Annotated in this window: 25 protein-coding genes; 8 read left to right on the top strand and 17 right to left on the bottom strand. The window is 71.4% G+C overall.

Translation table 11 applies throughout. From position 1 onward, the window contains the following. Window positions 1-477 precede the first annotated feature (477 nt). A complete protein-coding gene (locus tag WEB03_RS02320) occupies window positions 478-1,983 on the top strand; it encodes a PLP-dependent aminotransferase family protein (RefSeq protein WP_368069358.1) in 1,506 nt (501 codons plus the stop codon). A 29-nt stretch (window positions 1,984-2,012) separates the two neighbouring features. On the opposite strand, the gene WEB03_RS02315 is transcribed toward WEB03_RS02320, so the two are convergent. Beyond that, window positions 2,013-2,543: a hypothetical protein gene (locus tag WEB03_RS02315; protein WP_368069357.1), complete on the bottom strand. Its 531-nt coding sequence runs from the start codon at window positions 2,541-2,543 to the stop codon at window positions 2,013-2,015. Between the two features lie 113 nt (window positions 2,544-2,656). Between WEB03_RS02315 and WEB03_RS02310 the strand changes: the two genes are divergently transcribed. Beyond that, window positions 2,657-3,778 carry a Coenzyme F420 hydrogenase/dehydrogenase, beta subunit C-terminal domain gene (locus WEB03_RS02310; protein ID WP_368069356.1) on the top strand — a complete coding sequence of 374 codons (1,122 nt, stop codon included), beginning with the start codon at window positions 2,657-2,659 and terminating at the stop codon, window positions 3,776-3,778. Here WEB03_RS02310 and WEB03_RS02305 read toward each other — a convergent pair. The 3 genes from WEB03_RS02305 to fdxA (WEB03_RS02295) all read right to left on the bottom strand — a co-directional run bounded on the left by WEB03_RS02305 (window position 3,775) and on the right by fdxA (WEB03_RS02295) (window position 5,301). Then, on the bottom strand, window positions 3,775-4,497 hold the full coding sequence (locus tag WEB03_RS02305; RefSeq protein WP_368069355.1) for a class I SAM-dependent methyltransferase: 723 nt from the start codon (window positions 4,495-4,497) through the stop codon (window positions 3,775-3,777). The two genes, WEB03_RS02310 and WEB03_RS02305, sit on opposite strands and share 4 nt — an antisense overlap. Before the next feature lie 48 nt (window positions 4,498-4,545). Continuing rightward, the gene (gene fdxA, locus WEB03_RS02300; protein ID WP_368069354.1) at window positions 4,546-4,884 is read right to left on the bottom strand and encodes a ferredoxin; all 339 of its coding nucleotides are present in this window, start codon (window positions 4,882-4,884) and stop codon (window positions 4,546-4,548) included. A 93-nt stretch (window positions 4,885-4,977) separates the two neighbouring features. Continuing rightward, entirely contained in the window at window positions 4,978-5,301 is a 324-nt protein-coding gene (gene fdxA, locus WEB03_RS02295; RefSeq protein ID WP_368069353.1) for a ferredoxin, read from the bottom strand. A 173-nt stretch (window positions 5,302-5,474) separates the two neighbouring features. Here fdxA (WEB03_RS02295) and WEB03_RS02290 point away from each other — a divergent pair, with 173 nt between their 5' ends. The 4 genes from WEB03_RS02290 to WEB03_RS02275 are packed head-to-tail and all read left to right on the top strand — an operon-like array spanning window position 5,475 to window position 10,427. After that, a complete protein-coding gene (locus WEB03_RS02290; protein ID WP_368069352.1) occupies window positions 5,475-7,601 on the top strand; it encodes an RNA degradosome polyphosphate kinase in 2,127 nt (708 codons plus the stop codon). Beyond that, window positions 7,598-8,077 carry a histidine phosphatase family protein gene (locus WEB03_RS02285; RefSeq protein WP_368069351.1) on the top strand — a complete coding sequence of 160 codons (480 nt, stop codon included), beginning with the start codon at window positions 7,598-7,600 and terminating at the stop codon, window positions 8,075-8,077. Before WEB03_RS02290 ends, WEB03_RS02285 begins: the two co-directional genes overlap by 4 nt. Next, window positions 7,999-9,669, top strand: coding sequence for an HD domain-containing protein (locus tag WEB03_RS02280; RefSeq protein WP_368069372.1), 1,671 nt, complete (start codon window positions 7,999-8,001; stop codon window positions 9,667-9,669). Before WEB03_RS02285 ends, WEB03_RS02280 begins: the two co-directional genes overlap by 79 nt. Continuing rightward, window positions 9,666-10,427, top strand: coding sequence for an NUDIX hydrolase (locus WEB03_RS02275; protein WP_368069350.1), 762 nt, complete (start codon window positions 9,666-9,668; stop codon window positions 10,425-10,427). The genes WEB03_RS02280 and WEB03_RS02275 overlap by 4 nt, the downstream gene beginning before the upstream one ends. Window positions 10,428-10,430: 3 nt before the next feature. On the opposite strand, the gene WEB03_RS02270 is transcribed toward WEB03_RS02275, so the two are convergent. The 4 genes from WEB03_RS02270 to WEB03_RS02255 form a co-directional block, all read right to left on the bottom strand. Beyond that, window positions 10,431-10,805 (bottom strand): hypothetical protein, encoded by a 375-nt coding sequence (locus WEB03_RS02270; protein ID WP_368069349.1) that lies wholly within the window; start codon window positions 10,803-10,805, stop codon window positions 10,431-10,433. A gap of 3 nt (window positions 10,806-10,808) precedes the next feature. Then, window positions 10,809-11,792 carry an endonuclease/exonuclease/phosphatase family protein gene (locus WEB03_RS02265; protein ID WP_368069348.1) on the bottom strand — a complete coding sequence of 328 codons (984 nt, stop codon included), beginning with the start codon at window positions 11,790-11,792 and terminating at the stop codon, window positions 10,809-10,811. Beyond that, entirely contained in the window at window positions 11,792-13,231 is a 1,440-nt protein-coding gene (gene pyk, locus WEB03_RS02260; RefSeq protein ID WP_368069347.1) for a pyruvate kinase, read from the bottom strand. The genes WEB03_RS02265 and pyk overlap by 1 nt, the downstream gene beginning before the upstream one ends. A 90-nt stretch (window positions 13,232-13,321) precedes the next feature. After that, window positions 13,322-14,422 carry a hypothetical protein gene (locus WEB03_RS02255; RefSeq protein ID WP_368069346.1) on the bottom strand — a complete coding sequence of 367 codons (1,101 nt, stop codon included), beginning with the start codon at window positions 14,420-14,422 and terminating at the stop codon, window positions 13,322-13,324. 162 nt (window positions 14,423-14,584) lie between these two features. Between WEB03_RS02255 and upp the strand changes: the two genes are divergently transcribed. After that, complete coding sequence (gene upp, locus WEB03_RS02250) at window positions 14,585-15,211, top strand: uracil phosphoribosyltransferase (RefSeq protein WP_368069345.1); 627 nt, start codon at window positions 14,585-14,587, stop codon at window positions 15,209-15,211. 17 nt (window positions 15,212-15,228) lie between these two features. Here the strand turns inward: upp and WEB03_RS02245 are convergent, their stop codons facing one another. After that, the gene (locus WEB03_RS02245) at window positions 15,229-16,104 is read right to left on the bottom strand and encodes a hypothetical protein (RefSeq protein ID WP_368069344.1); all 876 of its coding nucleotides are present in this window, start codon (window positions 16,102-16,104) and stop codon (window positions 15,229-15,231) included. Between the two features lie 116 nt (window positions 16,105-16,220). Then, window positions 16,221-17,648 carry an N-acetyl-1-D-myo-inositol-2-amino-2-deoxy-alpha-D-glucopyranoside deacetylase gene (gene mshB, locus WEB03_RS02240; protein ID WP_368069343.1) on the bottom strand — a complete coding sequence of 476 codons (1,428 nt, stop codon included), beginning with the start codon at window positions 17,646-17,648 and terminating at the stop codon, window positions 16,221-16,223. 166 nt (window positions 17,649-17,814) lie between these two features. On the opposite strand from mshB, the gene WEB03_RS02235 reads away from it, so the two are divergent. Beyond that, window positions 17,815-19,038, top strand: coding sequence for an HRDC domain-containing protein (locus WEB03_RS02235; protein WP_368069342.1), 1,224 nt, complete (start codon window positions 17,815-17,817; stop codon window positions 19,036-19,038). A gap of 254 nt (window positions 19,039-19,292) precedes the next feature. Here the strand turns inward: WEB03_RS02235 and WEB03_RS02230 are convergent, their stop codons facing one another. The 7 genes from WEB03_RS02230 to WEB03_RS02200 form a co-directional block, all read right to left on the bottom strand. Next, a complete protein-coding gene (locus WEB03_RS02230) occupies window positions 19,293-20,894 on the bottom strand; it encodes an L-lactate permease (protein WP_368069341.1) in 1,602 nt (533 codons plus the stop codon). A gap of 99 nt (window positions 20,895-20,993) precedes the next feature. Then, on the bottom strand, window positions 20,994-21,758 hold the full coding sequence (locus WEB03_RS02225; protein ID WP_368069340.1) for a fumarylacetoacetate hydrolase family protein: 765 nt from the start codon (window positions 21,756-21,758) through the stop codon (window positions 20,994-20,996). A gap of 18 nt (window positions 21,759-21,776) precedes the next feature. Then, window positions 21,777-22,817 carry an ABC transporter substrate-binding protein gene (locus WEB03_RS02220; protein WP_368069339.1) on the bottom strand — a complete coding sequence of 347 codons (1,041 nt, stop codon included), beginning with the start codon at window positions 22,815-22,817 and terminating at the stop codon, window positions 21,777-21,779. Window positions 22,818-22,903: 86 nt separating this feature from the next. Further along, window positions 22,904-23,782 (bottom strand): ABC transporter permease, encoded by an 879-nt coding sequence (locus tag WEB03_RS02215; RefSeq protein ID WP_368069338.1) that lies wholly within the window; start codon window positions 23,780-23,782, stop codon window positions 22,904-22,906. Further along, window positions 23,779-24,636: an ABC transporter permease gene (locus tag WEB03_RS02210; RefSeq protein WP_368069337.1), complete on the bottom strand. Its 858-nt coding sequence runs from the start codon at window positions 24,634-24,636 to the stop codon at window positions 23,779-23,781. The genes WEB03_RS02215 and WEB03_RS02210 overlap by 4 nt, the downstream gene beginning before the upstream one ends. Beyond that, window positions 24,633-25,463 carry an ABC transporter ATP-binding protein gene (locus WEB03_RS02205; RefSeq protein WP_368069336.1) on the bottom strand — a complete coding sequence of 277 codons (831 nt, stop codon included), beginning with the start codon at window positions 25,461-25,463 and terminating at the stop codon, window positions 24,633-24,635. Before WEB03_RS02205 ends, WEB03_RS02210 begins: the two co-directional genes overlap by 4 nt. Window positions 25,464-25,526: 63 nt before the next feature. Continuing rightward, a complete protein-coding gene (locus WEB03_RS02200) occupies window positions 25,527-26,198 on the bottom strand; it encodes a GntR family transcriptional regulator (RefSeq protein ID WP_368069335.1) in 672 nt (223 codons plus the stop codon). Between the last annotated feature and the right edge of the window lie 329 nt (window positions 26,199-26,527).

The raw sequence follows: 26,527 nt of genomic DNA, 5'->3' as shown, positions 1-26,527 counted from the left end.
TAGACCACGAGGGGCACATCTGCCCCCTGGCACCTACCGGTAGACCACGAGGGGCGGCCGAGGGGGCCTCCAGGCCCGAGGACGACCCCTGAACAGAGGCGTCCCCCCGGTGGGAGATCCGGGGGGACGTCGTGCGCTCAGGGGGCTCGTGGACCCGGAGGATGTCGTCCTGGGAGGGGGAGATCATCCAGCGGTGGGAGCCGCGAAGGGGGAGAGGTGGGTCCTGCCCCTGAGCGGCGCGTCGGACCTCGGTTGGAGAGGGAGCGTGAGGCCCGCGCGTGTCTTCGGTTGTGCGGAGGTGCCCGCGGTGGGATCGGTGGGAACACCGATCCGGGCCGCGTCGACGGTCACCGTCCGTTCGGACCGGTCCACTCGGGAGCTTGGGAGAAGCTGACCCGGTGTTCCGTGCCGATGTGCGGTACTGTACGCCCCCATTGGCCTGCGTGCAACCCGCTAGCACCCCAGATTGGACTGTAGTTGGACGAGCCAATCCGGGAGAGTGGTCCGCACCTGGCGGACCTGCTCCGCGACGCGCTCACCGGCGACGGGCCCCTGTACCGCCAGCTGGCCGACGCGCTGCGGCAGGCGGTCGACCGGGGCGAGATCCCGCTCGGCACGGTCCTGCCCCCCGAGCGGGCGCTCGCCCGTGCACTGGCCGTCAGCCGCGCCACGGTCGTGGCCGCCTACGACCGCCTCAAGACCGACGGGTGGCTCGAGAGCCGCCAGGGTTCGGGGACCTGGGTCCGCACCCCCGACGAGGGGGACGCCGGCAGCGACGCGGTCGCCACCGGCCGGCTGTTCCTGTCGGTCGGTGGCGGTGAGCAACGCTCGGGGCCGGGCGAGCCGGCCGACGACGCGCCGGCAGACGTCGTCGACCTCTCCGTGGCGGCCGTCACCGGCTCCCCCATCGTCAACGAGGTGCTGGCATCGCTGACCCCCGAGGACATCGCGCCGCTCACCGCCCACCACGGCTACGTCCCCCAGGGACTGCGAGCCCTGCGCGACCACGTGGCGCAGCGGTTCACCGACGACGGTCTCCCGACGGGCGCCGAGCAGGTCGTCGTCACGACCGGTGCGCACCAGGGGATCTCGCTGGTCGCGCGGCAGCTGCTGCGACCGGGCGACACCGTCCTCGTCGAGAGCCCGACCTTCCCAGGCGCGCTCGACGTGTTCCGCCGGTTCGGAGCGAGGCCGGTCCCGGTGCCCGTCGACGAGCACGGCGTCCGGGTCGACCTGCTCGAGGACCTGATCGTCCGCAGCGACCCGCGCCTGTTCTACGTGAGCCCGCACTTCCACAACCCCACCGGCACGGTGCTGCCGGCCGAACGTCGCGCGGTGATCGCCGAGCTGTCACGGACGCGGCGGCTGCCGGTGCTCGAAGACCTCGCCATGGCCGACGTCGTGCTCGACGACGTCGACCTCCCACCGGCGATCGCGGCCTACGACCCGGACGCACCGATCCACACGCTCGGGTCCACCGCCAAGCTGTTCTGGGCCGGGATGCGCGTCGGATGGGTCCGCAGCCCGGCCGACACCGCTGCGCGGACGTTGGCGGTCAAGACCGTCGCCGACCTCGGATCACCGCTGGTCAGCCAGCTGCTCGCGCTGCGGCTGCTGGAACGTCGCGAAGAGGTCCAGGCCGAGCGTCGCGCCGAACTGCGCCCCCGCCGCGACCACCTCGCCGCGCTCCTGGCTGAGCACCTGCCCGAGTGGTCCTTCACGCTGCCCGCGGGCGGCCTGTCGCTGTGGTGCACCCTGCCCCGAGGCAACGCCGAGGAGTTCGCCGAGCTCGCCGGACGGCACGGCGTCACCGTGGTCCCCGGCCCGGCACTGTCGGTGGACGAGGGCAACCGGCGGGCGCTGCGGTTGGTGTTCGCCAGCCCCACCGCCGACCTCGACGAGGGCGTGCGTCGTCTCGCCCAGGCCTGGACCGGCTACAGCGCCGCGAGCGAGCACCGTCCCGCGAGCCGTCTCCTCGTCTGAGTGCGACGCCCGTCCCGCCGGGGAGCCGGTCAGAGGCGACCGTCGAGCACGTTGAGCAGCACACCCATCGCGATCAGGAAGACGAGCAGCAGCCCGCCGATCTTGACCGTCGCCAGGACCTGCGGGCCGACGCCGCGCACCTCCGGGAGCCGTTCCAGGTGGCGACCGCACTCGCAGCGCCCGTCGCCCCACCGGTCGAGGTAGGCCACGTGCCGCTCGCTGCAGGCGAAGCGTGGTCGGTCCTCGAGGTCGTACCCACACGCATCGCAGGCCAGCGTCCCCCGCGGGTGGCGCTGGCCGCACCGGGGGCACTGACGAGCCTGGAGCCGGTCGGTCGCCACGAACCCGCCCGCCAGGCCGAGCAGACCGCCGTAGACGACCGCCGCGCCGAGCACGTCACCGAACGTGATCGACGTGAACAGGGCCACCGGGGCCAGCACCAGCGCCACGAGCACGACCGGGGCCGCTGCCGCGACGGCGACCCAGCCCTTCTCACGCCGGGTCAGCGGCACGGCGCGGCGCGCACGGGTCGGGTCGACCTCCACTCCGGTCCCGCTCACCTGACCCACCTCCGGTCGCTGGCGGCGGAGGGTACGGGTGCCGGACGGCGCGGATGTGCTCGGTAGTGTCACGCTCGGGCGCGTCCGCACGGTGCGTCCGGGAGGAGCGGGTCGTGGGCGAGGTGCACTGGCGCGAACTGAAGCGCGAGGTGGTCGACACGGGGCTGTGCACGGGGTGTGCGGCGTGCGTGATGGCGTGCCCACGCGACGTGCTGGGCTACACCGACGACCACTACCCGGTGCAGCAGGGCGAGGGCATGGCCCACGACCAGTGCGTGATCGGGGACAAGGGCTGCGACATCTGCACCCGGGCCTGTCCGCGGTTCCGGGACTGGGAGTCCGACCTCGACACCGAGCTGTTCGGACGGCAGCGGACCGCCGATGAGCCGTACGGGATCGCGCGTTCGATCCTGTTGACCCGGACCACCGACGCGGGGGTGGCCGAGGTCGGTCAGGACGGCGGGCTGGTGTCCCAGCTGCTGATCTGGGGTCTCGAGACCGGCCGCATCGACGGGGCGCTGACCTCGATGATCGTCTCCGAGCGGGGCCCGTTCGACGCCGCCCCGACGGTGGTGACCGATCGCGCCGGCGTGCTGGCCACCGCCGGGAGCCGGTACACCTACTCGGCCAACCCGCTGGCGATGGCAGATGCGGAAGCCGCGGGGCTCAAGAACCTCGCGCTGGTCGGCATGTCGTGCCAGGCGTCCATCAACGGCACCCTGCCGGCCTACAACGTCAACAAGTACAAGCGCAAGATCGCGTTGACGATCGGCCTGCTGTGCTCCAAGACCTTCACCTACGACGGCCAGGAGCAGGTGTTGGCCGACCACGGCATCGACATCGCGGACGTCACCAAGATCAACATCAAGGGCCGCTACCAGGTGTGGACCCGTGACGGCGGCTACCACGAGATCGCCCTCAAGCTGTTCCACCCCCACACCCGGCCGGGCTGCAAGCTCTGCCCCGACTTCGCCGCCGAGCACGCCGACATCTCCACCGGGGGCATCGGGGCGGACGACAACTGGACCCTCACCCTGATCCGTACCCAACGTGGTGAGGAGTGGATCAAGGGCCTGATCGACGAGGGGCTGATCGAAGCCCGCCCCGGCGAGACCGACGAGGTCGCCATGAACCTGCTCACCAAGCTGTCGACGGTGTCACGCAGACGCTGGCCAGGCGACGTGCTACCCACCGACGCCGCCCGACCAGGGCTCCTGCCGGTCGTACCGAGCTAGGCCGGGTCCGCCCCGGGGATGCCGAGGACGTCCCGCTGCGCGTCGCCCATCAGCGTCGACGGGGCACCCTCAGCGCCCTCGCGTACGAACGTGCAGCGGACGTCGAGCGCGTCCTCGCCGGACGGGTCGGGGTGCTCGAGAGCCACGCGCCGGAGGCTCCCGGCGAGGTAGGCCGCGAGCTCCGAGGGCGCCTGCGGCCAGGGCGGCCCCTCCGCGTCCGCGGCGGCACGGGCCGAGGTGGCCAGGAGGGTGACCACGACCACGACGCCGGCCGGTCCGGCGAGCGAGGCGACGGCGTGCATCGCGGCGTCGCGGACGACCCCGGGCAGGCTCTGGATGGTCCGGACCTCGACGACCAGGTCGAACCCGCCGACGAGGCCATCGGGCAGGTCGAGGAGGTCCGCGACCTGGACGTCGACGTCGGGCGGCAGACGGTCGCGTGCCCAGGCGACCGCCGAGGGGGCCACGTCGAAGGCGACGACGTCGTAGCCCGCGCCGTGCACCGCCGCCGCGTCCCCGCCGAGCCCGCACCCGACGACCACGGCTCGTCGACCCGGTGGCGCGACCACCGGGTCCGCGAGCCAGTCGAGGACGTAGGGGTGGGCGACATCGCCGCCCCACGGCACCGCACCGGCGTCCCCGCCCGAGGCGGCGTACACCGGCTCGAACCAGCCCGTCGGGCGACCGGCCTCGAGGTGCTCCTCGACGAGCGCGCGCACGTCGGGCTCACCGTGCGAGCTGGATCGACGGCGTCGGCCGAGCACGGGTCAGGGCACCGCGTTCGGGATCTCGTACGCCGCGATCTTGGGGTGGTCGACCTTGGACGCACCGACCTCCGAGGCGCCGCCGGGGCTGCCGAGCCCGGTCACGGAGCTGTCGAAGTACTCGGCGTTGATGGCCGTGAAGGCCTTCCACTCGTCCGGCACGTCGTCGGCGTAGAAGATGGCCTCGACCGGGCAGGCCGGTTCGCAGGCGGCGCAGTCGATGCACTCCGCCGGGTGGATGTAGAGGAGGCGGTCGCCCTCGTAGATGCAGTCGACCGGACACTCCTGCACGCAGGCGGTGTCCTTGACGTCCATGCACGGTTCGGCGATGACGTAGGTCATCTCGCGCTCCCCTGATCCCGGCGGTCCCCGGCCCTCGGGGTGTCCGGCGTGGATGCTACCGAGGCGCGTCGGGGCCCTCGAACCGACGCGACCTCAAGCCTCCCAGGCGGCGACCTTCGGGTGGTCCTTCTCGGAGTTGCCGACGGTGGCCGCACCGCCGGGCGAGCCCAGCCCCGTCACCGAGTCCTCGAAGTACTCGGCGTTGATCGGGGTGAACTCCTTCCACTCGTCCGGCACGTCGTCCTCGTAGAAGATCGCCTCGACGGGGCAGACCGGCTCGCACGCGCCGCAGTCGATGCACTCCTCGGGGTGGATGTAGAGCATCCGGTCGCCCTCGTAGATGCAGTCGACGGGGCACTCCTCGACGCAGGCCTTGTCCTTCACGTCGATGCAGGGCTCAGCGATCGTGTACGTCAACCGGGGACCTCCTCAGGGCGGGCGCTGCCGCCAGCCTAGACCCCGCCGCGTCATCGGGCGAAGCGCCGCCACCGACCGGCGGTCGTCACCCTCCGTTCACCTGCGATCAGTAGGGTCGTCCGGCCGCCCTGCGCCCCCATCGGCCGGTCGGCCGCGCGCCCCTCGGAGACCCGATGAGCCAGGCCACCACGACCGACGCTCCACCACGGCGGAGCCACGCCATCCTCGACTTCCACGGGGACGGCGAGGTGCGGCACCTCAACCGTGAACTGTCCTGGCTGCAGTTCGACGAGCGGGTGCTCACGCTCGCCCAGGACCGGACACGACCGGTACTCGAACGGGCCAAGTTCCTGGCCATCTTCGCCAGCAACCTCGACGAGTTCTTCCAGGTCCGCGTCGCTGGTCTGAAGGAGCAGCTGGCCGCCGGGGTGACCGGTACGGGCGCCGACGGGATGCGACCGGCGGAGCAGCTCGCCGCGATCGACGAGTACGCCGGCGAGCTCACGTCACGGCACGCACGGACCTTCACCGAGCAGGTCGGTCCTGAGCTCGCCGCGCACGGGATCGTGATGGTGCGGGCCGACGAGCTCGGCGAGAGCGATCGTCGGTGGCTCGACGGCGTGTTCGACGCCCGGATCTACCCGGTCCTGACGCCGCTCGCGGTCGATCCCGCCCACCCGTTCCCCTACATCTCGAACCTGTCGACCAACCTCGCGGTCATCGTGCGCGACCCCGAGGGCGGCCAGCGGCGCTTCGCGAGGGTCAAGATCCCCCCGATCCTGCCCCGGTTCCTGGTGCTCCCGGACGGCGAGCGCTACCTCGCCCTCGAGGAGGTCATCGCGAGCCACCTCGACCGGCTGTTCCCGGGGATGGCGATCGTCGACCACCACGTCTTCCGCGTCACCCGCAACGCCGACCTCACCGTCGAGGAGGACGAGGCCGGCGACCTGCTCGCCGCCATCGAGTACGAGCTGACGCAACGCCGCTTCGGCCGGGTGGTCCGGCTCGAGGTGGAGGAGTCGATCACCGACGAGGTCCTCGACCTGCTGGTGCGCGAGCTCGGGACCGAACCGATGGACGTCCACCGGCTCCCCGGACCGCTCGACCTGTCGGGGCTGTGGTCCCTCCACGGGCTCGACCGACCCGAGCTCAAGGTGCCGCCGCAGCCGTCGACGACCCAGCCCCGGCTCGCATCGTCCGAGCCGGATGCTGCCGGCGATCGCGCACCCGTCGACCTGTTCGCCGTCCTCCGCGAGGGGGACGTCCTGGTGCAGCACCCGTACGACTCGTTCACCACGTCGGTACGCGCCTTCATCGAGCAGGCCGCCCGCGATCCCGACGTGCTGGCCATCAAGCAGACCCTCTACCGCACCTCGGGCCCCGACAGCCCGATCGTGGCCGCGCTCCTGACGGCCGCGAGCGAGGGGAAGCAGGTCGTCGCGCTCGTGGAGCTCAAGGCTCGCTTCGATGAGGAGGCGAACATCGAGTGGGCACGGGTGCTGGAGGAGGCCGGTGTCCACGTCGCGTACGGGGTCGTCGGCTACAAGACCCACACCAAGATCTCGCTCGTGGTGCGCCGCGAGGGCGACGGCGTGCGCCGCTACGCACACGTCGGCACGGGCAACTACAACGAGACGACCGCGCGCTTCTACGAGGACCTCGGGCTGCTGACCGCCGACCCGGACATCGGCGCGGACCTGTCGGACCTCTTCAACGTCATCACCGGGTACTCCCGCCGCTCCGAGTACCGCCAGCTCCTGGTCGCGCCCGCCACCCTCCTGCCGCGAACCCTCGAGCTGATCGCGCGCGAGGCTGCAGCCGACGACGGCCACATCGTGGCCAAGATGAACGCGCTGGTGGACGCCGAGATCATCGATGCGCTCTACGCCGCGTCCTCGAGCGGCACGCCGATCGACCTCATCGTCCGTGGCATCTGCGCCCTGCGACCGGGCGTGCCCGGCCTGTCGGAGAACATCCGGGTGCGGTCCATCGTGGGTCGCCACCTCGAACACTCGCGGCTGTTCCGCTTCGGATCGCCGGAGCGTGGGTACGACTACCTCATCGGCTCGGCCGACTGGATGAGCCGCAACCTGCGTCGCCGGGTGGAAGCGGTGGTGCCCGTCACCGATCCGCAGCTGCGAGCACGGCTCGAGGAGATCCTCGCGGTGAACCTCGCTGACGACGTGCTGGCGTGGGAGCTCGGGCCGGATGCGGCGTGGACCAAGGTGGCGACGGTCGACGGGATCGACGCCCAGCAGGTCCTGTTCGACCGGGCCCGCGAACGGGCGGGGACCCGATGAGCCTGCTCCTGCTCCGTCACGTCCACGCCGGCGACCGGGACGCCCACGACGGCGACGACCGCCGTCGGCCGGTGTCGACCACGGGGCTGAAGCAGGCCCTGGCGCTCGTCGACCGCTTCTCGGCCCGGACCATCGTGGCGATCTGCAGCTCGCCGTACACCCGGTGTCTGCAGAGCGTCGAGCCGCTCGCCGCCGCGCACGGCCTGGTCACCGAGGTGCTCGACGAGCTCGCCGAAGGCGCCCCGTTCGACCTGGTCCAGCGGTTCCTGCGCCAGCAGCACCGCCGCGGCGAGCAGCTCGGTGGCGACGTCGTGCTCTGCAGCCACGGCGACGTCATCGGCGCGGTCGTCGAGCACCTCATCGACCAGGGCGTCGAGCTCGGGACCGACGAGGTGCGCTGGCAGAAGGCGAGCACCTGGGTCCTCGACGGCTCGCTCGACGATCCGGTCGCGACCTACCTCCCGCCGCTCGCCTGACCGCCGGGACGGCGGCCACGCGGACCCCAGGGTCTACGCTCGGACCAGCCGTCCTCGACGAGGTCCCCCTGCGCTGTTCCGTCCTCGACCTCGGGTCCAACTCGTTCCACGTCCTCGTCGCCGACCTCGATGGCACGAGCCTCGTGCCGGTCGAGCGCCAGCGGGAGATGCTCCACCTCGGGCGCGTCGTCGCCCAGCACGGCCACGTCCCCGAGGAGCACATCGCGCTCGCCGAGGACACCGTCGCCCACCTGTCGAAGCTCGCGCGCCGCAGCGGATCGCAGGAGCACCTCGCCGTGGCCACCTCGGCGCTCCGCGACGCGGAGGACGGTGAGGCGGTCATCGTTCGGCTCTCGGCGGCCGCCGGCACACCGGTGCGGGTCCTGTCGGGTGAGGACGAGGCCCGGCTCGGCTACCTCGGCGTCCGGGCCGGCGTGGCCCTGCGCGAGGAACCGGTGCTGGTCCTCGACCTCGGCGGCGGCTCGCTCGAGCTGACCATCGGTTCCGGCGCCGAGGTGACGTGGTCGACGTCGCTGCCGCTCGGCGTGTCGCGGCTGTCGGCGCTGGTGGACCAGGACCCCGCACGCAAGCGCGAGCTGAAGGCGCTGCGTACCCGTGTCGAGGAGGAGCTCGCACCACACCTCGACGCGGTCGCCGCGGCCGGTGCGCGGACCACCGTCGCCGTCGGCGGGACCGTGCGCGCTCTCGCGCGGGTCGTGGCCCACGAGGAGCAGGTGTGGCTGCCAGCGACGCTGAACCAGCTGACGGTCGGCACCGACGAGTTCACCAGGGTCCGTGACGAGCTGGTGGCGCTCGACCTCGCGGGGCGCACCGAGGTCCCGGGGATGAAGGACCGCCGCGCCGACCACCTGCACATCGCCGCGGTCGTCCTCGTGGCGGTGTTCGACCAGCTGGGCGTCGAACGGGCCACCATCAGCGACTGGGGGCTGCGCGAGGGCATCCTGCTGGACGCCCACGGCGTGACCGCTCCCCCGCCCGCCGACGAGCTCCGCGGCGCAGAGATCGCTCGCCTCCGCCGCGCGTTCTCGACCGATGACGCCCACCTCGACCACGTCGCCGGGCTGGCGCGATCGGTGTTCGATGGCGTCGGCGCCGCGCACGGGCTCCGGGCCGCCGATCGCGAGCTGCTCGACCACGCGGCTCGGTTGCACGACATCGGTGAGACGCTGGCGCTGCGGCGGCACCCGGTGCACGGTGCGTACCTGGTCGCCAACGCCGAACTGCACGGGTTCGCGCCCGCCGAGACCGCCATCCTGACGACGTTGGTGCGCTTCCACCGTTCCCGAGGGATCGCCCGCGGCTTCCCACCCTTCGCATCGCTGAGCGACGCCGACCAGGACCGCACGCGCCGGCTGCTGCCGCTGCTGCAGCTCGCCGATCAGCTCGACCGGACCGGCGACCGCGCCATCCACGACGCCCACGTCGCCGTCGACGACGACCGTGTCACCGTCACGTCCATCGGCCACGACGCGCCGGCCGCGCCGCTCGAGCTCCAGCAGGTCGCGCGGCTGTTCCGCAGCACCTACGGGTTGGACCTGCGGTTCGCGCCGGCCGTGGTGGACGGGGCGTGAGCTCCGACGGAGCGACCGGACCGGGTCGCCGGCTGCGTGCCCGGGCCGTCCACCGCGTGACCCCCGACGCCGTCGGGCAGCGGGTGTCGATCCGTCACCTCGTGGTGACCGGCCACGGGACGCTGCCGCAGGCCACCGACGTCGTCGGCCGTCTCCTCGGCTACGAGGACGGTGTGCTCGCGCTCATCGACCGGCGCGGCCAGCTCGCCCTCGTGGACGAGGCCGCCATCGTGGCATCCCGGGTGATCCCTCCCCACCCCCGCCTGCCACCCGAACCGGCCGACGTCGGTACCACGGAGCACCCGTTGGCCCGCGACGCGGCCCGCGTCCTGCTGCTCGATGCGGCCGACCGGGTGCTGCTCGTGGCGCACCGCGCTTCGCCGACGCGGACGGTGTGGACGGCTCCCGGTGGGGGTCTGCGACCGGACGAGGACCACCTCACCGCCGCCCGCCGCGAGCTCACCGAGGAGCTCGGTCTGGTGGCGGAGGTGGGCCCGCAGGTGTGGCACCGCGACGTGACCTTCACCTACGCCGGCGTCCACCTCGCCCAGCGGGAACGGTGGTTCCTCGCCCGCGTGGAGGCGTGGGACCCGGTCACCGCGCCGCTCGACGACCCGGGCCTGATCGACGTGCGGTGGTGGACCCACGCCGAGCTCGAGGCCACCGACGCGGTGGTGGCCCCGCGCACGCTCGCCGACCACCTGCTCACGCTGCTCCGTGACGGCGCCCCGTCCGCTCCGGTCGACGTCGGGAGATGAGCGTCAGCGCGGGTCGAGCTCACGGGTGAACACCAGCTGCATCAGCGTGGCGTTGCGCATCCACGGGACGGTGCGGTCCTTGCCCGGCGGGTCGTACTTGTCGTGGAAGTCACGCAGCACGTCCGCCCGTTCGGGGTCGTCGCGGTGGATGACCGCCGCGCGGGCCAACCACGACCGTCCGCCGATCCGGACGACCCCCTGCTCCTCGGTCTCGAGGTTGAGGCACCACGTGGTCAGCCCACCGGAGCCCGACATCAGGTGCACGCCACCGTCGGCGGGCACGAACCACAGCTCGGCGGAGTGGCGCCGGCCGGCGACGCGGCCGGCGGTGGACAGCACGCAGTAGTGCTCGGCGTAGAGCGACTCCGGCAGGTCCATCGCTCAGCGCTCCAGAGCCAGGTCGACGACGACCGCTCGGTGATCGCTGCCACCCGCGTCGACGACCCACGCGTCGATCGACGTCGACCCGCGGGTGAGCACCCAGTCGATGCGGACCACGGGGGGCAGCCACCGGCCGTCCGCCGGCCACGTGAACCCCATGCCGCTCCCGACGTCCCGCTGCGGGTCGGAGAACCCCGCCTCGACGAGGCGACGGTAAGCGGTCGACCGGTCGCCGGAGTTGAGGTCACCACCGAGCACGGCCGGCAAATCCGGGTCGAGGACCTCGAGCACGGCCCCGATCTCGGCACGGCGGACGTCGTCCTCGAGCTCGAGCCGCTCGAGCACCGATGGACCGCACCCGGGGCACGGCGAGATCAGGTGCAGCGAGGCGACCTGCAGCGAGGTCCCGTCCACGTCGAGCCGCACCACGCTGGTGAGCCGGCTGCGGTCACTCGCACCACCGACCTCGGTGACCTCGGTGATGGGATACCGGCTCAGGATCACGACGGCCCCGACCCCCTCGGAGCGGTCGACCTGGTGGTGGGGGTAGCGGTCCCCGAGGGCGGCCAGCAGCGCTTCCTCGCGAGGCGCGAAGACCTCCTGCAGCAGCAGGACGTCCGGTTCCTGCTCCTCGACCAGGGACAGCACGTGGCCCTCGTCCGGCGCGCCGACGAAGGTGTTGAAGCTGGCCACGCGGAGATCGGCCGGCCGGTCCGAGCCGGAGCCGGGCAGGAACGCGCCCCCGTAGGACCACACCCACACCGCGGCGGGGATGGCGAACAGCACCACCGCGAGCGCGTCGCGGCGGACGAGCGCGACCAGCACCAGCACGGTCGCGGGCAGGGTGGCCCAGAACGTCGCGAGGTCCAGCACCTGCGCCGCGGGGTGATCGATGCGCGCGAACCAGAGGACCAGCACCACCGCGGTGATGGCGGCGTACGGCCAGGCGATGGCGCGCAGCAGCACGCCCCGGTCGCGGCCCATCACCCGTGCGGGGTGTCACCGAGCCGGTGCACCATCACGCGGTTGGTCCCACCGTGCCCGCCCGGGATGCCGGAGACGACCACGATCGCGTCGCCGCGCGAGGCGTAGCCGTGCTCGAGGCAGATCTCCTCTGCGGCGGTGATGAGGTCGATGGAGTGGTCCTTGGTGGGCACGATCGCGCCGGCGGTCCCCCACATCAGCGCGAACCGTCGCAGCGGTTCCTGCGCCGGGGTGAGGCCGATGACGGGGTGCGGTGGCCGGAACTTCGACACCAGCTGCGCGGAGGCGCCGGTCAACGAGTACACGAGGATCGCCTTGGCCTGCACGTCCGAGGCGATCTGCACGGCGGCCTTGCACACCACGCGCTGCAGCTCGCGGCCCGTGATCGGGGGAACCGGGTGCACGCGCTCGGCGGACGATTCCGCCACCTCGATGATGCGCGCCATGGTGCGGACCGCCTCGACCGGGAACCGACCCGCGGCGGTCTCGCCGGACAGCATCACCGCGTCGGTCCCGTCGAAGATGGCGTTGGCGACGTCGGAGGCTTCGGCGCGCGTCGGTCGCGGGCTGCGGATCATCGAGTCGAGCATCTCGGTTGCCGTGATGACCGGCCTCCCGGCCTGGTTGGAGAGGTCGATGATCTGCTTCTGGATCGCCGGTACCCGTTCGGGGCCGACCTCGACGCCGAGGTCACCCCGGGCCACCATCACCGCGTCGGTCGCGTCGATGATCGCGTCGAGCGCATCGATGGCTTCGGGCCGTTCGAGCTTGGCGATGATGGGCTGCTGACCCCCGAGCTCGTGCACGAGCTCGCGCACCTCGATCACGTCCTGCGGCTTGCGGACGAACGACAGAGCGATCCAGTCGACGCCGATGTCGATCATCGTGCGGACGTCGACGAGGTCCTTCTCGGTGAGGCTCTGGGCGGACACGTCGACACCCGGCAGGTTGACGCCCTTGCGCGTCTTGGCCGTGCCGCCGGCCACGACCCGGGCCGACACGCGGTTGCCCTCGATCCGGGAGACCACGAACCGGAGCAACCCGTCGTCGACCACCACCAGCGCACCGGGTTCGACGTCGTCGGCGAGCTGCTCGTAGACCACCGGCAGGACCGGGGTCCCCGCGCCGTCGTCGTAGCGGTCGAGGTGCTCCTCGCCCGCGACGAGGACCACCTCGCCGCCGTCGGTGAGTTCGACGCCGTCGTCGGGCAGGACCCCGAGCCGGATCTTCGGACCTTGCAGATCGCCGAGGCTCCCGACGTTGCGCCCGAGGCTGTCGCCGATGTCGCGGGCGAGGTCGAGCCGGTCCTTGTGCTCCTCAGCGGTGCCGTGCGAGAAGTTCAGCCGGATCACGTCGATGCCGGCGGCGATGGCCGCCCGCAGCCGATCCGGGTCGTCCAACGCGGGCCCGAGGGTCGCGACGATCTTGGCGCGGCGCACGTCAGGTCCTGGTCGGGTCGGGGAGCGGGGAGGCGGGCGGCGACCATCCTAGGGTGGTGCTCCCGAGGTGGCCCGGCGCTCGACCAGGGGTCACGGTCCGACGTCGTCCTGATCGTCCTGATCGTCCTGATCGTCCTGGTCGTCATCGTCGTCGGCGGTCGGTCGGGGCCTGGTCACGGCTCGCAGCGGATCGCGAGCGCCACGGGCGAACTCGTCCGCCGCGATGCGGGTCGCGTCCCGGACCCGGTCGGCGACCCCCTCCCCGAAGGCGAGCGTGAACACACCCTCGCCGAAGCCGAGCCGGGTCGGCAGGTCCGGGTCATCCGGGGTGACGAGTCGATCCACGGCGGCAGCGACGATGGCGTCGACGCGCACCGACCAGGCGATGGCGGCGGGGACATCGGTGGTCAGGTCCGCCGGACCGATCCAGGCGTCAGCGATCGCGGCGACCACATCGGCGACGGAGGTCGAGGCGGTGTCGACCACCACCACGGCCGGTTCCACCTCCTCGTCGAGCCCGGTCACCAGATCGGTCGCATCACCGACGTCCTCCACCGCCGCGTCGATCACCACCGGGGACGCGGCCAGCGCCGCCCGGGTACCCGCACGACGTCGCGTCCGGTCCTCGCTGTCCCCACCGAGGATCAGCCCCACGGGCCGGTCGCCGGCGAGCTCGGCGGCGGCGACGCCGAGGACGTGGCCGAGTGCCTCGTGGTCCAGTTCGAGCAGATCGACGTTGGGCGGGAGATCGTCGCGCGGCGCACCGAGGGCGCAGAACCGGCTGGCCGGGAACCGGTCCGCGAGGTCGAGCACGGTGCGGACCGCCGGCCCACCGATCACGCACACCAGGTCGGCACCACCGTCGGCGAGCAGCGCCGCCGTGTCCGGGACGAAGTCGGCCTCGTCGATGACGACCGGTCGGATGCGGGCGATATCGCCCACCCGCTCGGCGGCGAGTTCCGCCAACCGTTGCTCGACGTCGGCGGTGGGCAGCGTGGGCCCACCACCGGTCGCGAGGACCACCGCGACCTGCACCCCGCTCGGCGCCGGTTCGGAGCTCTCGTCCGGTGAGGGCGTCGGGACCGGTGCCGGATCACCGGTGTCCGTACACGCGGCCGTGACGGCGGCCGCAGCCAGGAGGCCGGCCACCGCGCGGCGACCGACACCCGCACCTCGACGGTGCGTTCCCACGCTGACCACCCCTCGCTCCGCTCGACCCGAGCGCCCCGCCGGCCCTCGCAGCGCGACCCAGCCCCGCGGTGCGCGGCCCGGACCGTCCGTGGCGTCGTAGGCTACCGAGCACCGGCCGCGCTCCCCCGGCGCTGCCACGGTGCCCCCGACCCGGAGCGAGCTGTGAACGATGTGACCATCCTCGACGATCCGGTCGCCGGGGTGCAGTTGGCGGCGCTCCGTGACGAGCGCACGACCCCCGAGCACTTCCGTCACCACGCGCGCCGGCTCGGGTCCATGCTCGCGTTGCGCGCCGTGGAGGACCTGCCCTCCGAGGACAGCACGGTCCGCACGCCGCTCGGAGACGCCCCCGCCACGGGTCCCGGACGGACCATCGTCGCCGTCCCGGTGCTGCGCGCAGGGCTCGGACTGCTCGGCGGCGTGCACGACGTCCTGCCGTCCGCGCTGGTCGGCATGATCGGGCTCGAACGCGACGCGGAGACCTTCCAGGCGCGGCGCTACTACTTCAAGGTCCCACCGCTCGAGGGCGCGTGGGTCCTCGTGCTCGAACCGATGCTCGCCACGGGCGGATCAGCGTCCGATGCCGTCAAGGCGCTCGACGCCGAGGGGGCCGAGCAGGTCATCGTCCTGTCCGTGGTCGGGACCGAACAGGGCGTCCAGCGCGTGCTGAACGAGAACCCGGGCGTGAAGGTGGTCATCGGCGCGATCGACCCCGAGCTCGACGACGACCGGTACATCGTGCCCGGACTCGGCGACTTCGGTGACCGGCTCTTCGGCACGCCGCACTGACGGACCGAGCAGGAGGGTCACCCGCCGAGGGAGACGTCCTCGTCGGGCTCAGCCGGGATGTCGATGTCGGCGCCGGGCTGGACGATCTCCTGCCCGGGGCGCAGCCCGTCCGGGCGCCCCTCGACCGGCGGCGCCTCGGCGTCGGGCTCGGGAGCTGGGTCGGTGGCGGGGTCCGGCGCCTGCGCGGGTGGCGGGTCGGCGACGTCGGCGGGAGGTGACGTGACCGGGGCGGGCCCGGTCGGTGCCAGATCGACCGGTGGTGCCGGGGACGGCGCGAGCGCTGGAGCTGGCGCGGGTGCCGGGGCTGGCGACGGTGCCGGGGCGGTCGGGCCGGCCTCGGCGGAGCCGACCTCGGGGGCGGGAGCGGGGGCGGGAGCGGGGGCGGGCGCCTCAGGCTCCGCCGGTGGTTCGGGCGCGGCGGGGGCGACGAGTTCCGGTTCGTCGCCATCCGGTGTCGCGACCTCCGTGACGTCGGGGTCCGGCGCCGGACGGTCCACCGGCGGCGCGCCATCGGACAGCCCGACGGCTGCGGCGCCCGAGGCGACGACGATCAGGACCGCACCCGTCAGGAACGTGGTCACCATCGACCGGCGCTGGATGGTGCTGGCGCCCATCAGCTGCCCGAGCCGTTCGAGCACGACCAGGGCGTCGACCCGAGCCGCCTTCGCGAGCACCTCGAGGTCGTCGCGTCGCAGCACGAACGACGGTTCGCGTTCGGCGCCGCGCATCCGACGGACCAGGCGGAGGTAGGCGAGGTAGGCGGCGTCGGGGTCGGACGGCTCGAACCGTGCCTTCTTCGGCCCAGCACGCAACGCCCCACGTTCGAGGTCCACCAGCAGCGGCGTGCGCTGTCGGGGCCTGGTCGTGGCGTCGTCGACGGTGGTCGTGGGCATCAGCGATCCTGTGAACTCACCTACGAGCATCGGCCGCAGGAGGGCCTACCTGGAGCAGTGTGCCGTGCCACCGGCCTCAGGGCGAGCGTCAGCTGCACGCGGCCGTCCCCGTGGCCTCAGGCGTGCTCCGCGAGCCGCGTGTACGAGCCCCCGTGGTAGGCCAGCGGGGCCCGCTCGGGATCGTGACCGAGACCGACCACCTCGCCGACGACGATGAGGTGGTCGCCACCGTCGTGGACCTGCCACACCCGGGTGTCGATCCAGGCCGCAGCACGCGCCAGGATCGGCGATCCGGTCACGGCGGTGTGGGTCTCGACCCCGTCGAACTGCGCAGCTCCGCTCGGCCGGTCGGAGTCGGCGAAGCCGTCCGACAGCTCGGCCTGGTCGGCGGCGAGGACCGACAGGGCGTAGACCCCGCCGGGGCCGACGTGCTCGGCCATCACCGCGTCGCGGTCCACGCAGACCAGGACCAACGGGGGGTCGAGCGACACCGAGGTGACGCTGGAGGCGGTCATGGCGTGGGGTGCGCCGTCGGCCGCGATCGTGGTCATCACCGTCACCCCGGTGACGAAGCGGCCGAGCACGGTCCGGAACCGGTCGGCCTCGATGACGTGCTCGTCGTCGCCGGGCAGCCGGACCGGATCGGCCTGCGGCCCGGGCTGCGCAGCCGGATCCGCACCGACGTCGCCGAGGCCCGCGAACAGGTCGTCCTCGATGCCGCCCGTCCCCGCGCCGGGGGTGCCCTCCTCGAGGACGAACACCTCGGTACCGAAGAAGGCTTCGGCCATGTCGTCGGGGGTGTTGAGGAAGAAGCTCTCGGCCCCGATCTGGCTGCGGTGGGCCAACAGGGCCGCACGCTTGGCCGGCAGCCAGGCGGTGACGTCGACGACCGTGGTGAGCAGCTCGTCGGGGGTGCCCATCGGGAGGTCGTCGGCGCTGGCGATCTCCCCGTCACCGAACGGCGACGGCAGCCCCGCGGCCGTCAGCCCGAGGTGGGCGTCCCACAGCCGTGACTTGGTCAGCGTGTGGACGTAGCGCTTGGCGACCTGGAACGGCTCTCCCGGCACGTCGGCGTCCGGGTCGGCGACCAGCGCCACGGCCCGGACGGTCACCTCGTGCGCCTTCACGTGGTCGGGGTGGCCGTAGGTCCCGTGGACGTCGTCGGAGACCACCACGTCGGGGCGGACCCGCCGGACGATCGCGGCGAGCCGCGTCGCGGCGACGTCGAGATCCGCGGCGTGGAAGCTGTCCGGGTGCTCGTTGTCGGCGGTCCCGACCATCCCGCTGTCGCGGTAGCCGAGCCAGACGTGCTCGGACACGCCGAGCGCCGCGATCGCGTCAGCCATCTCGCGACGCCGGTGGGTCGGCAGGTCCTCGTCACCGAGATCGACCCCGGCGAGGTTCTCCCCCGCCTCACCGCCGGTGCAGGTCACCACCACCGTGCGTGCCCCCATCGCCGATGCTCGCGCGAGGACACCACCGCAGGCGATCGACTCGTCGTCGGGGTGCGGGTGCACGCACAGCAGCGTCGGGCGGGCGTCCACGTGCGCTCCTCCTCGGGGGCCGCCCGGGCGACCGGGCACCGGGCGACGGTAGCCTCGCCGCGGTCCTGGTCGCGCCCGCGTCGGGGCGTCCCTCCACCGTCCGGATCCCCGCGTGCCCCCGTCCGCTGAACCTTCGACGACACCCGCCGCCGGCGAGGTGGTGTTCGTGGACGACGCCGCCGAGGTCGCAGCCGCGCTCCGCACGGTGGCTGCCGAGACGGTCGGCGTGGACGTCGAACGCGCCGACGCGGACAGCTACTTCCGTCGGGCCGCGCTGATCCAGGTCGGGACCGCCGACCGCTGCCTGCTCCTCGACGGCGTGAGCATCGACCGGATGCCGGAGCTGGACGCCTTCCTCGACGACCGACGGGTCGCCGTGCTGCACGCGCTCGAGAACGACCTCGACCCGCTCGCCCGCAAGGGGGTGCTGCCGGGCCGCCTGGCCGACACCGCCGTCGCTGCCGCGCTGCTCGGTCTGCCGACCGGCCTGTCGAAGCTCCTCGACGAGGTGCTCGGCGTACAGTTGACCGCGGACAAGGAGGCCTACCAGCGCGCCGACTGGGAGGCTCGTCCGCTCTCGGAGGGGATGGCCGACTACGCGGCCGGTGACGTCTTCCACCTGCCAGCCCTGTGGCACGAGCTCGAGGCCCTGCTCGCTGCCGCCGAGCGCTCCAGCTGGTACCAGCAGGAGCTCGACTGGACCATCACACGCGCCGGCGAGGACACCCGGGACTGGACGAAGGTCAAAGGATCCGGCCGGCTCGATGCGGAGGCCAAGGCCGTCCTGAAGGCCGTCTGGGAGGAGCGCGAACGGCTCGCGCGCGAGCACGACATCGCCCCCAACCGGCTCGTCCACGACGACGTCCTCCGCGACCTCGCCGAGGACCCCGCCCGCAGCGTCGAGGAACTGGTCCGTCGCAGCCCTCGCCGTCGCGGGCTGCTGCGTGAACACGCGGCCGACCTGCTGGCCGCGATCGAGCGCGGCCGCGACGGGCCGCACGAGCAGGGCAGCGACGGTGGTCGCCGCTGGGCGCCCGAGGACAAGGCCGCCTACGACGCGATGCGACGCGCCCGGGCCGACGTCGCCACGGACCTCGGCATCGACGCCGGCGTCCTGTGCTCGTCCCGTCCGCTGTGGCGTGCCGTCGCGGGCCGGCCCGAGGACGGGATCGAGCTCTGCACGCTCGCCGAGCTGCGACCGTGGCAGACCGAGCTGCTCGTCGACGTCCTGTGGGACGCCTACCGGTCCGGTTTCGAACCGGCGACCGCGGACCCCGGCCCCGGCGACCCGAGCTCCGGCGACGCCGACCGCAGCGACGGTGGTGCGAGCGACCCGGAACCGGCCACCCACACTCGCGGGGACGGTGGCGCGAGCGCCCCGACCCTCTGATCAACCGTGCAACGTTGGCGGCGACCGGGGCAGCGCATCGCTGCAGCGGCGGCTGCTCGAGGAGCGCCACGATGCCGACCGGGCTTCGCCTCCCGGGTAGCCGACGCGGCCGGAGGGGACGAGATCATGGTCTGCGGGATCTCGCCGGGCTGCCGACGCCCCGCCACCTGCTGGCCTTGCGCTGGCAACAGCAACCCGAGTGACGACCGGGACGATCACCGCTCCCATCCCCGAACGCCTCACCCGAGAGAAGCTCAGCCGAGGAGGAGCAGGATGCCCGCGATGGTTGCTGCGAACAGCACCGCGGCGGGGAGGAGCGTTGCGCGCAGGATCCGGCCGGTTTCCTCCGGAGCGTCGACGGCGGTCGCGCCGATGAGTATGACGACCGGCGCGAGCGCGTTCCCGATGTTGCCGCCGACAGTCTGGGCCGCGACGAGCAGGTACGGGGGAACCTCGATCAGGAGCGCCACATCGCGCTGCAGCGCGGCGAACAGCGCGTTCGAGGAGGTGGTCGAGCCGGTCACGAAGGAACCCGTCACGCCGACGAAGGGAGCGATGACGGGGTAGACGTCCCCGGTCGCCTCCGCGATACCCCGTGCCAGGATCGAGACGATGCCGGCGTCCACGAGCAGGGTGGCGACACACGCCAGCAGCAGGACGGAGATCGACGCCTGCGGGAGCGAGCGCGCCCAGCCAGCCAGCATCGCACGGGTCCGCCCCCGCTCCCAGAGTCCACCGAACTGATAGGTCAGGTAGCCGAGCACGCAGGCCAGCAGGATGTAGAAGCCGGGGTGCCCGAAGGGCGAGAGCGGTGTGAAATCAACGACCGGGGGGTTCTGCCAACCCATTCCGGTCTCGGTTCCGGGGAACGACGGCGCCATACGACCGACCCCTCTGACCCATTCGCGCGACGTGGGCCAGAGGAAGACCGGCAGCGCCGTGACGAGCAGGTAGATGTAGGGCGAGAGCAGGCGAGGTACCTGTTTCTCCCTCTCCGGCGGCGCGATCGCAGCCGGGACGTCCTCGCCGGGCGCCGCGGTCAGGCTCGGGACACGACGCTTGGCCCGCCGTCGGTGGTAGGCCGCCTTCAACGCGACGGCCATGATCCCTGCCGTCCCGGCTGCCAGGCTGGCGACGGCGGGGACGGCGGTGGCGGTCACGACGAGGGTCCCCGCCATCGGGATCCCCGCCAGCAGGAGGGTGCTCCAGCCCTCGCGGAGCCCCGTGAGTCCTCCGTCGAGTAGGAGCACCAGTGCGCCAGCGACGAGGCAGTTCACGGCGAGGAGTGAGGACGCCACGATCGCGAACCGTGCCTGGTCCTCGATCCCGAGGTTCGCGGTCAGCGAGGCCATGTAGAACGACGAACCCATCGACCCGAACGTCACGGCCCAGTGGTACCCGACGAGTGGGTAGAGGACCGCGCGCGCTCGAGTCCACCCCATCGCGAGCAACAGTGGGGCCGCCACGGCGATCGGGGTGCCGAACCCGGCCACCCCCTGGATGAACGAGGGGAAGATCCACGCGACGACGAGCAGGTTCTCCCGTCGCCTGGGGAGCACGGTCGAGAAGACGGCGCCGATCCTCTCCAGGCCGGCTCCGGATGCCAGGCGGTAGAGCAGCAAGGCCGGCCAGATCACGCCGAGGATCCAGGTCCCCAGCCACAGGCCTTTGGCGATCCCGACCAGCAGCAGGTCTGCGGGTGCGCGGAAGACGGTCACACCGACGACAACGACCCATCCGGTCACCATCGCCGCGGCACGGCCCGTGCGTACCCCGGCCAGCACGAGTGCGAGCAGCAGCGCGACCGGTGAGACGGCGAACAGCCAGAGGCCCAGGGTCAGCGGCGGGAGGTCCACAGCGGTCCGTCGTCGTCAGGGCACGACGCGGTCGTGCCCGCGGTCACGAGTCCGCGGGCCACGACCGACGTCGTGTCAGGCCGTCACCATCCTTCCCAGTCAGGAGGGAGCGACAACCGTGTTCGTGAGCGTCCCGAGTCCTTCGACGGCGACGGTGATCTCGGCTCCGACCTCGACCGGAGCGACGCCCTCGGGCGTCCCGGTCATGATCAGATCGCCTGGCTCGAGCACCATGAAGTTCGAGATGTACTCCACGAGGAACGGCAGGTCGAAGATGAAGGCGGAGGTCCGCCCGTCCTGTCGGGTCTCTCCGTCCACCGTGCACGTGACCCCAACGTCCGAGGCATCGAAGTCGGTCTCAACCCAGGGACCTATGGGACAGAACGTGGCGAACCCCTTCCCGCGGGTCCACTGCTGCCCCGGGTCGGTCTTCTGCAGATCGCGTGCGGTCACGTCGTTGCCGCACGTGAACCCGCCGATGAATTCCATCGCGTCAGCCCGCGACACCTGATGCGCCCGCTTCCCGATGACGGCCACCAGTTCGGCCTCGGGGTCGACCCGCTGCGACTGCGGCGGGTAGACGATCTGCTCGCCGGGGCCGATGACCGAGGACGGCGGCTTCATGAACAAGATGGGGCGTTCAGGGACCTCGTTGCCGAACTCCTCCGCGTGTGCCTTGTAGTTGCGGCCCACACACATCACCGTTCGGGGCTCGACGGGAGCCAAGAGGCGGATCTCGTCGAGCCGACCGGCGACGGAGGTCGGCGTGAGGTCCTGGAACGGGACACCTTCGGCCGCCATGACCTTGTCCCCGTCCAGGATCCCCCAGGCCGGACCATCATTGTCGTAACGGACGATCTTCACGTGCGCTCCTTCGTCTGGTCAGCAGCCGTTGTAGTCGTTGGTCCACAGGCCCCCTTCAGCGGGGTCCCCTTCGCTCTCCATGATCCCCGCTTCGAGCATGATCTCGAGCGACTCGGTGACCCCTTCAGCGGTGAAACACCCATCCGGCGACAAGGCGGGGAGCAACGCCGTCAGGGTCTGCTCGACCACCTCGAGGTCGTCGGAGCCGAGGTAGGGCAGGATCTGCTCCGCCACCGCTGCCGGGTCGTCCTGCACCCGCTCCATGGCTCGTGTCAGGGCGTCGCTGAAGGCTGCCGCTGCGTCCGGGTTGTCCTCGGCCCATCCGCGGTTGGCGGCGAAGCCGGTGTAGAGGAAATCGGCGAACTGCGGGATGTCGCCGTCGGGGCCGTCGATTAGGATGGTCCCGAAGCCCTCGTTCTCGGCCACGTACGGGGTCGGAGGCGAGAGATGGTACGCGTCGATCTGATCGGACTCGAGCGCGGCGAGAAGCGAAGAACCACCGCCGATGGCGATGATCTCGGCATCACGATCCGGTTCGAGACCCGCTTCCCGCAGGTAGTAGCGCATGTAGTTGTCGGTGGCTGCCCCCGGCGAGGTGATGCCGAGCCGCAGCCCTTCGAGCGCGGCGAATCGCTCCTCGAGGGGATCGTCCCGGCTGATGCCGAGTTCGTCCGCGAGGTCGCTGCGCATCACCAGCGTGAGGGTCACCCGGTTGAGGATGTTGTGGGCCATCACCAGGCTGTCCTCGCCCTCGGCGGACAGCGCGACCAGATCGTCGAAGCCGATGTCGGCGTACTGCGCGTTGCCGGAAACGACGGCGGCGACGCCATCGAGACCGCTCTCGAGTTCAACGATCTCAACGTCGAGGTTGTTCTCGTCGAACAGGCCGTCGTCCTGGGCCACGTACAGGGCGGCGAGGAAGGCGTTCGGCAGGGACGCGACCGTGATGGACGTCCGTTCCGCGGGGGCCTCGGCGTCCCCCGTAGCAGCATCGCCATCGCTATCACCGTTGCCGCCGCACGACACGGCCGTGAGCGCAGCAACGACCAGTGCGACCATGGTTGATCGGAATCTCATCGGTTCTCTCCCGGTTGGATGCACAACATCTGTGCGTGGTTGCTCCCGTACCGCTCTGTGCCGACCGGTCAGTCGGCACCTCCCTTCACCTCGACCGCGTCCTGCCAACGCAGCGCGTGGCGGAGCGGTCGAAGCATCAAGCTCATGACAAGGACGATCCCGCCAAGCACCAACACGCCGGCGATCACGCCCGCAGTCGAGTAGCGGGAGGCAGCCGCGCGGGTCAGGTAGCCCAGGCCCCGGTTGGACGCGATGAACTCGCCGACCACCGCGCCGATCATCGCTGCCGGCAGGGTGATCCGCAGTGCCGCCAGCACGTAGGGGATGGCGTTCGGGAAGATGACGGTGCGCAAGGTGTCGATGCGCGAAGCGCCCATGACACGGGTCACGTCCAGCAACCCCTGAGGTACCTGCTGGAAGCCGGTCACGGTGTTGATGAACACGATGAAGAAGACGAAGTAGGACGCCAGGACGACCTTCGGTGTCATCCCCAGCCCGAACCAGAGGATGAAGACGGGGCCCATCGCGACGGCGGGCACCGAGTAGGCCACCAGGAAGTAGGGCTCGGTGATCCGGTACAGCGTCCGCATGATTCCGAGCGGCCAGGCGAGCAGGATCCCCGCGAGCGACCCGAACAGGTAGCCGAGGAACGTCGCGGTCAGGGTGAACTGGGCGTGGTACCAGAGCTCACCTGACACGGCCCATCGGTAGAGCGCGACGCTCACCGTGGAAGGTGCGGCGATGAAGAAGTGGCGGATGATCGTCCCGGACGCCACCTCCCAGAGGATCAGGGCGGCAGCGAACACCCCGAGCCTGGCCGTGATGAGGAACCGCCGATGGTCCCGGTTGGCGGCGTTGAAGCGGCGACGCTCCTCAGCGAGCACCTGGTCACCGAACGAGAGCAGATCGGTCGGGGGCACCCCCGTGATGTGCGTGGCATCCCTCATCCGTGCACCTCCTGCTTGCTCCACGGCAAGAGCTTCCCCTCGAGCCACCGGATGAATGCGTTCACGGTCATGACCAGCGCGGCCACCACCACGATGCCGGCGAACACGGTGGCGATGTCGAACTGGCGAGAGCCCCGGACGATCATGAACCCGAGGCCCTGGGTGGACGCGATGAACTCGGCGAGGATCGCTCCGACCATGGCCCGGGAGAACGTGATCCGGATGCCTGCCATGATGGCGGGCGCGGCGGCTGGGAACATGACCTTGGTCACGAGCGCGAGCTTCGAGGCCCCGAACACGCGGGAGACGTCGAGCAGGCCCCGATTGATCGAGTGCACACCCGCCACGGTGTTCATGAACACGATGAAGAAGACCATCAGGGCCGCGAGGAGCACCTTCGGCATGTAGCCCAACCCGAACCACATGATGAAGAGCGGGGCCAGCGCGATCTTCGGGATCGAGTAGAACCACAGCAGGTACGGCTCGAGCACCTCGTACGCGCGCCGCGAGAGGGCGAGGAAGAACGCTCCGACGAGGCCGACGACCACACCGATGACATAGCCGCTGGATGCCTCGATGAAGGTCACACGCGTGTCGCGCAGCAGCTGGCCACTCTGCAGTCCACCGATCAGGCGCTCGAGCACGGCGGAGGGGGTGCTCACGTACCGCTGCTCGACCAGGTAGCCGAGCCCGAACTCCCAGAAGAGCAGGACGAAGACGCCGATACCGATGATGCTCGACCGGATGACGAGCCGCTCCCGTCGGACAGCCCTGCGGTGCTGAGCGGCGGCCGCGGCGATGACCTCCTCATGACGAGGTGACAACGTGGCCGCCGGGGTGGCAATAGCGCTCATCCGACACCCGATCCGCGCGACTTCTCGATCTCGGTGCGGATGTCGGTCCACAGCGCGTCGTAGAGCTCGTCGAAACCGGGCGTCTCGTGGATGTGGAACGGGTCGCGGGGGCGCGGCAGCTCGACCTTGTAGTCCCGCTTGATGGTCCCCGGGCCGCTCGTGAAGACCAGGATGCGATCGCTCAACGCGATCGCTTCGACCAGATCGTGCGTGACGAAGAGCACCGTCGGCCGCGAGCGCTCCCACAGCCGGAGGAGCTCGGCCTGGAGGATCACCCGGGTCTGCGCATCGAGCGGACCGAACGGTTCGTCCATCAGCACGACGTCGCTGTCGTAGATGAGCGTGCGGATGATGCCGGCCCGCTTCCGCATCCCCCCGGAGAGCTCGTGGGGGTAGTGCTGCTCGAAGCCGCCCAGCCCCACGAGTTCGATGAACTCCTGCGCGCGTTGCTGCCGTTCGGCCTTCGCGACCCCCTGGAACTCGAGCGCCAACTCGACGTTCGCCATCAGGGATCGCCACGGGAGCAGGTTGTCGTCCTGGGTGATGTAGCCGACGGAGGTGTTGATGCTCTCCACCTTCGCGCCGTGGTGCATGACCTGGCCCGAGGAGGGCTTGGAGAGTCCGGCCAGGAGGTTCAGGCAGGTGGACTTCCCACAGCCCGACGGCCCGACCAGGCTGACGAACTCGCCGGGTTCGACCCGGAAATTGACGTCCGCGAGGGCAAGGATGGGATCGTCGCTCCGTCCGCGAGCGATGAACGCCTTGTACACGTCCTGGAAATCGACCGACGTCTTGGTGGCCGTGGTCGCCTGCTCGGTGGTCTCCATCTGCTCCCCCTCAGTTGAGACTGGTGGTGGTCGGTGTTGGCGTGGCCGGTGACCACCGCTTACTCATCCGACGTCGTCCACCTGGCTGCCCTCCAGGTAGACGCGGTGAGTCGTCTCCGTGTGGCCCCGCATCACCCGGGCGGCGCCCTCGGCATCGTGCGCCTGCAGGTAGCGACTGAGCTCCTCGTGCTCCCGCCAGGAATCGGCGCCGCGCGCGACGGCAACCGCGCTGAAGAACCACTTCACGCGCTTCTCCAGATGCAGGAGGAGCTCCTGCAGCACGCTGTTGCCCGACGCATCCGCCACGATCCGGTGGAACGCCGCGTTGAACTCGACCAGCCCCACCTCGTCCTCCGCCTCGTAGGCGGCGCGGCCCTTACGCAGGATCTCCTCGAGTTCCTGCAGCTGGGCGGGGGTGATCTGACGGGCTGCGAGCATCGCCGCCTGCGTCTCGAGCATCCCCCGCACCTCGAAGGTCTCGTGTGCCTCGCCAGGGCCCGGCGTGCGCACGAAGGCGCCCTGTCGGTGCCGTACCTCGACCCAACCGTCCCGCTGCAGGGTGACGAGCGCTTCCCGGACCGGGTTACGGCTCACCCCGAGTCGTTCTGCGAGCTCCGGTTCCCGCAGGTGGGTCCCGGGGCTGAGCTTGCGGTGGATGATCAATTCCTCGAGGACGTGGTGCACCTGGCCGCGCAGCGGCTCGCTCTGCGGGAGGCGGGGGATGGCAGTGTCCATGTGTACAGCATTCCACATATCGTATACACACGCAACGGTGGTTCGGCGCTCCCCGGGATGACGAGACCGAACGCTCCCCCGTCGGACGACCCCCGCGAAACTCTCCCGCGGAAGACGCCATTACGGGAGACACGAGGTGTGCCATCTCACGTCTGCCGTCGTTCCTCGGACGGTGGCCGTCGACGGGGACACGAGCGCCGGTCCCTCAGGGTCGCTGCCGACACCTGTCGCGCGAGGAGCCGAGCTCGGGTGGGTCGGGGTCAGCCCGCCGAGCGGTCCTGGAGCTCGCTGCCCTGGAGCTTGCGGGCGAGGTTGGACGGCATCGCGAA

Origin of the sequence: Nitriliruptor sp. (assembly GCF_040882075.1) — a bacterium.
Taxonomy (GTDB): domain Bacteria; phylum Actinomycetota; class Nitriliruptoria; order Nitriliruptorales; family Nitriliruptoraceae; genus Nitriliruptor.
This window is presented reverse-complemented; position numbering and strand designations above follow the sequence as displayed.

Coding starts and splice junctions, on each gene's coding strand:
- fdxA (WP_368069354.1), bottom strand. CDS start 4,884: ATGACCTACGTCATCGCCGAACCGTGCATGGACGTCAAGGACACCGCC.
- WEB03_RS02290 (WP_368069352.1), top strand. CDS start 5,475: ATGAGCCAGGCCACCACGACCGACGCTCCACCACGGCGGAGCCACGCC.
- WEB03_RS02285 (WP_368069351.1), top strand. CDS start 7,598: ATGAGCCTGCTCCTGCTCCGTCACGTCCACGCCGGCGACCGGGACGCC.
- WEB03_RS02270 (WP_368069349.1), bottom strand. CDS start 10,805: ATGGACCTGCCGGAGTCGCTCTACGCCGAGCACTACTGCGTGCTGTCC.
- WEB03_RS02265 (WP_368069348.1), bottom strand. CDS start 11,792: ATGGGCCGCGACCGGGGCGTGCTGCTGCGCGCCATCGCCTGGCCGTAC.
- WEB03_RS02245 (WP_368069344.1), bottom strand. CDS start 16,104: ATGCCCACGACCACCGTCGACGACGCCACGACCAGGCCCCGACAGCGC.
- WEB03_RS02220 (WP_368069339.1), bottom strand. CDS start 22,817: ATGGTCGCACTGGTCGTTGCTGCGCTCACGGCCGTGTCGTGCGGCGGC.
- WEB03_RS02215 (WP_368069338.1), bottom strand. CDS start 23,782: ATGAGGGATGCCACGCACATCACGGGGGTGCCCCCGACCGATCTGCTC.
- WEB03_RS02210 (WP_368069337.1), bottom strand. CDS start 24,636: ATGAGCGCTATTGCCACCCCGGCGGCCACGTTGTCACCTCGTCATGAG.
- WEB03_RS02205 (WP_368069336.1), bottom strand. CDS start 25,463: ATGGAGACCACCGAGCAGGCGACCACGGCCACCAAGACGTCGGTCGAT.
- WEB03_RS02200 (WP_368069335.1), bottom strand. CDS start 26,198: ATGGACACTGCCATCCCCCGCCTCCCGCAGAGCGAGCCGCTGCGCGGC.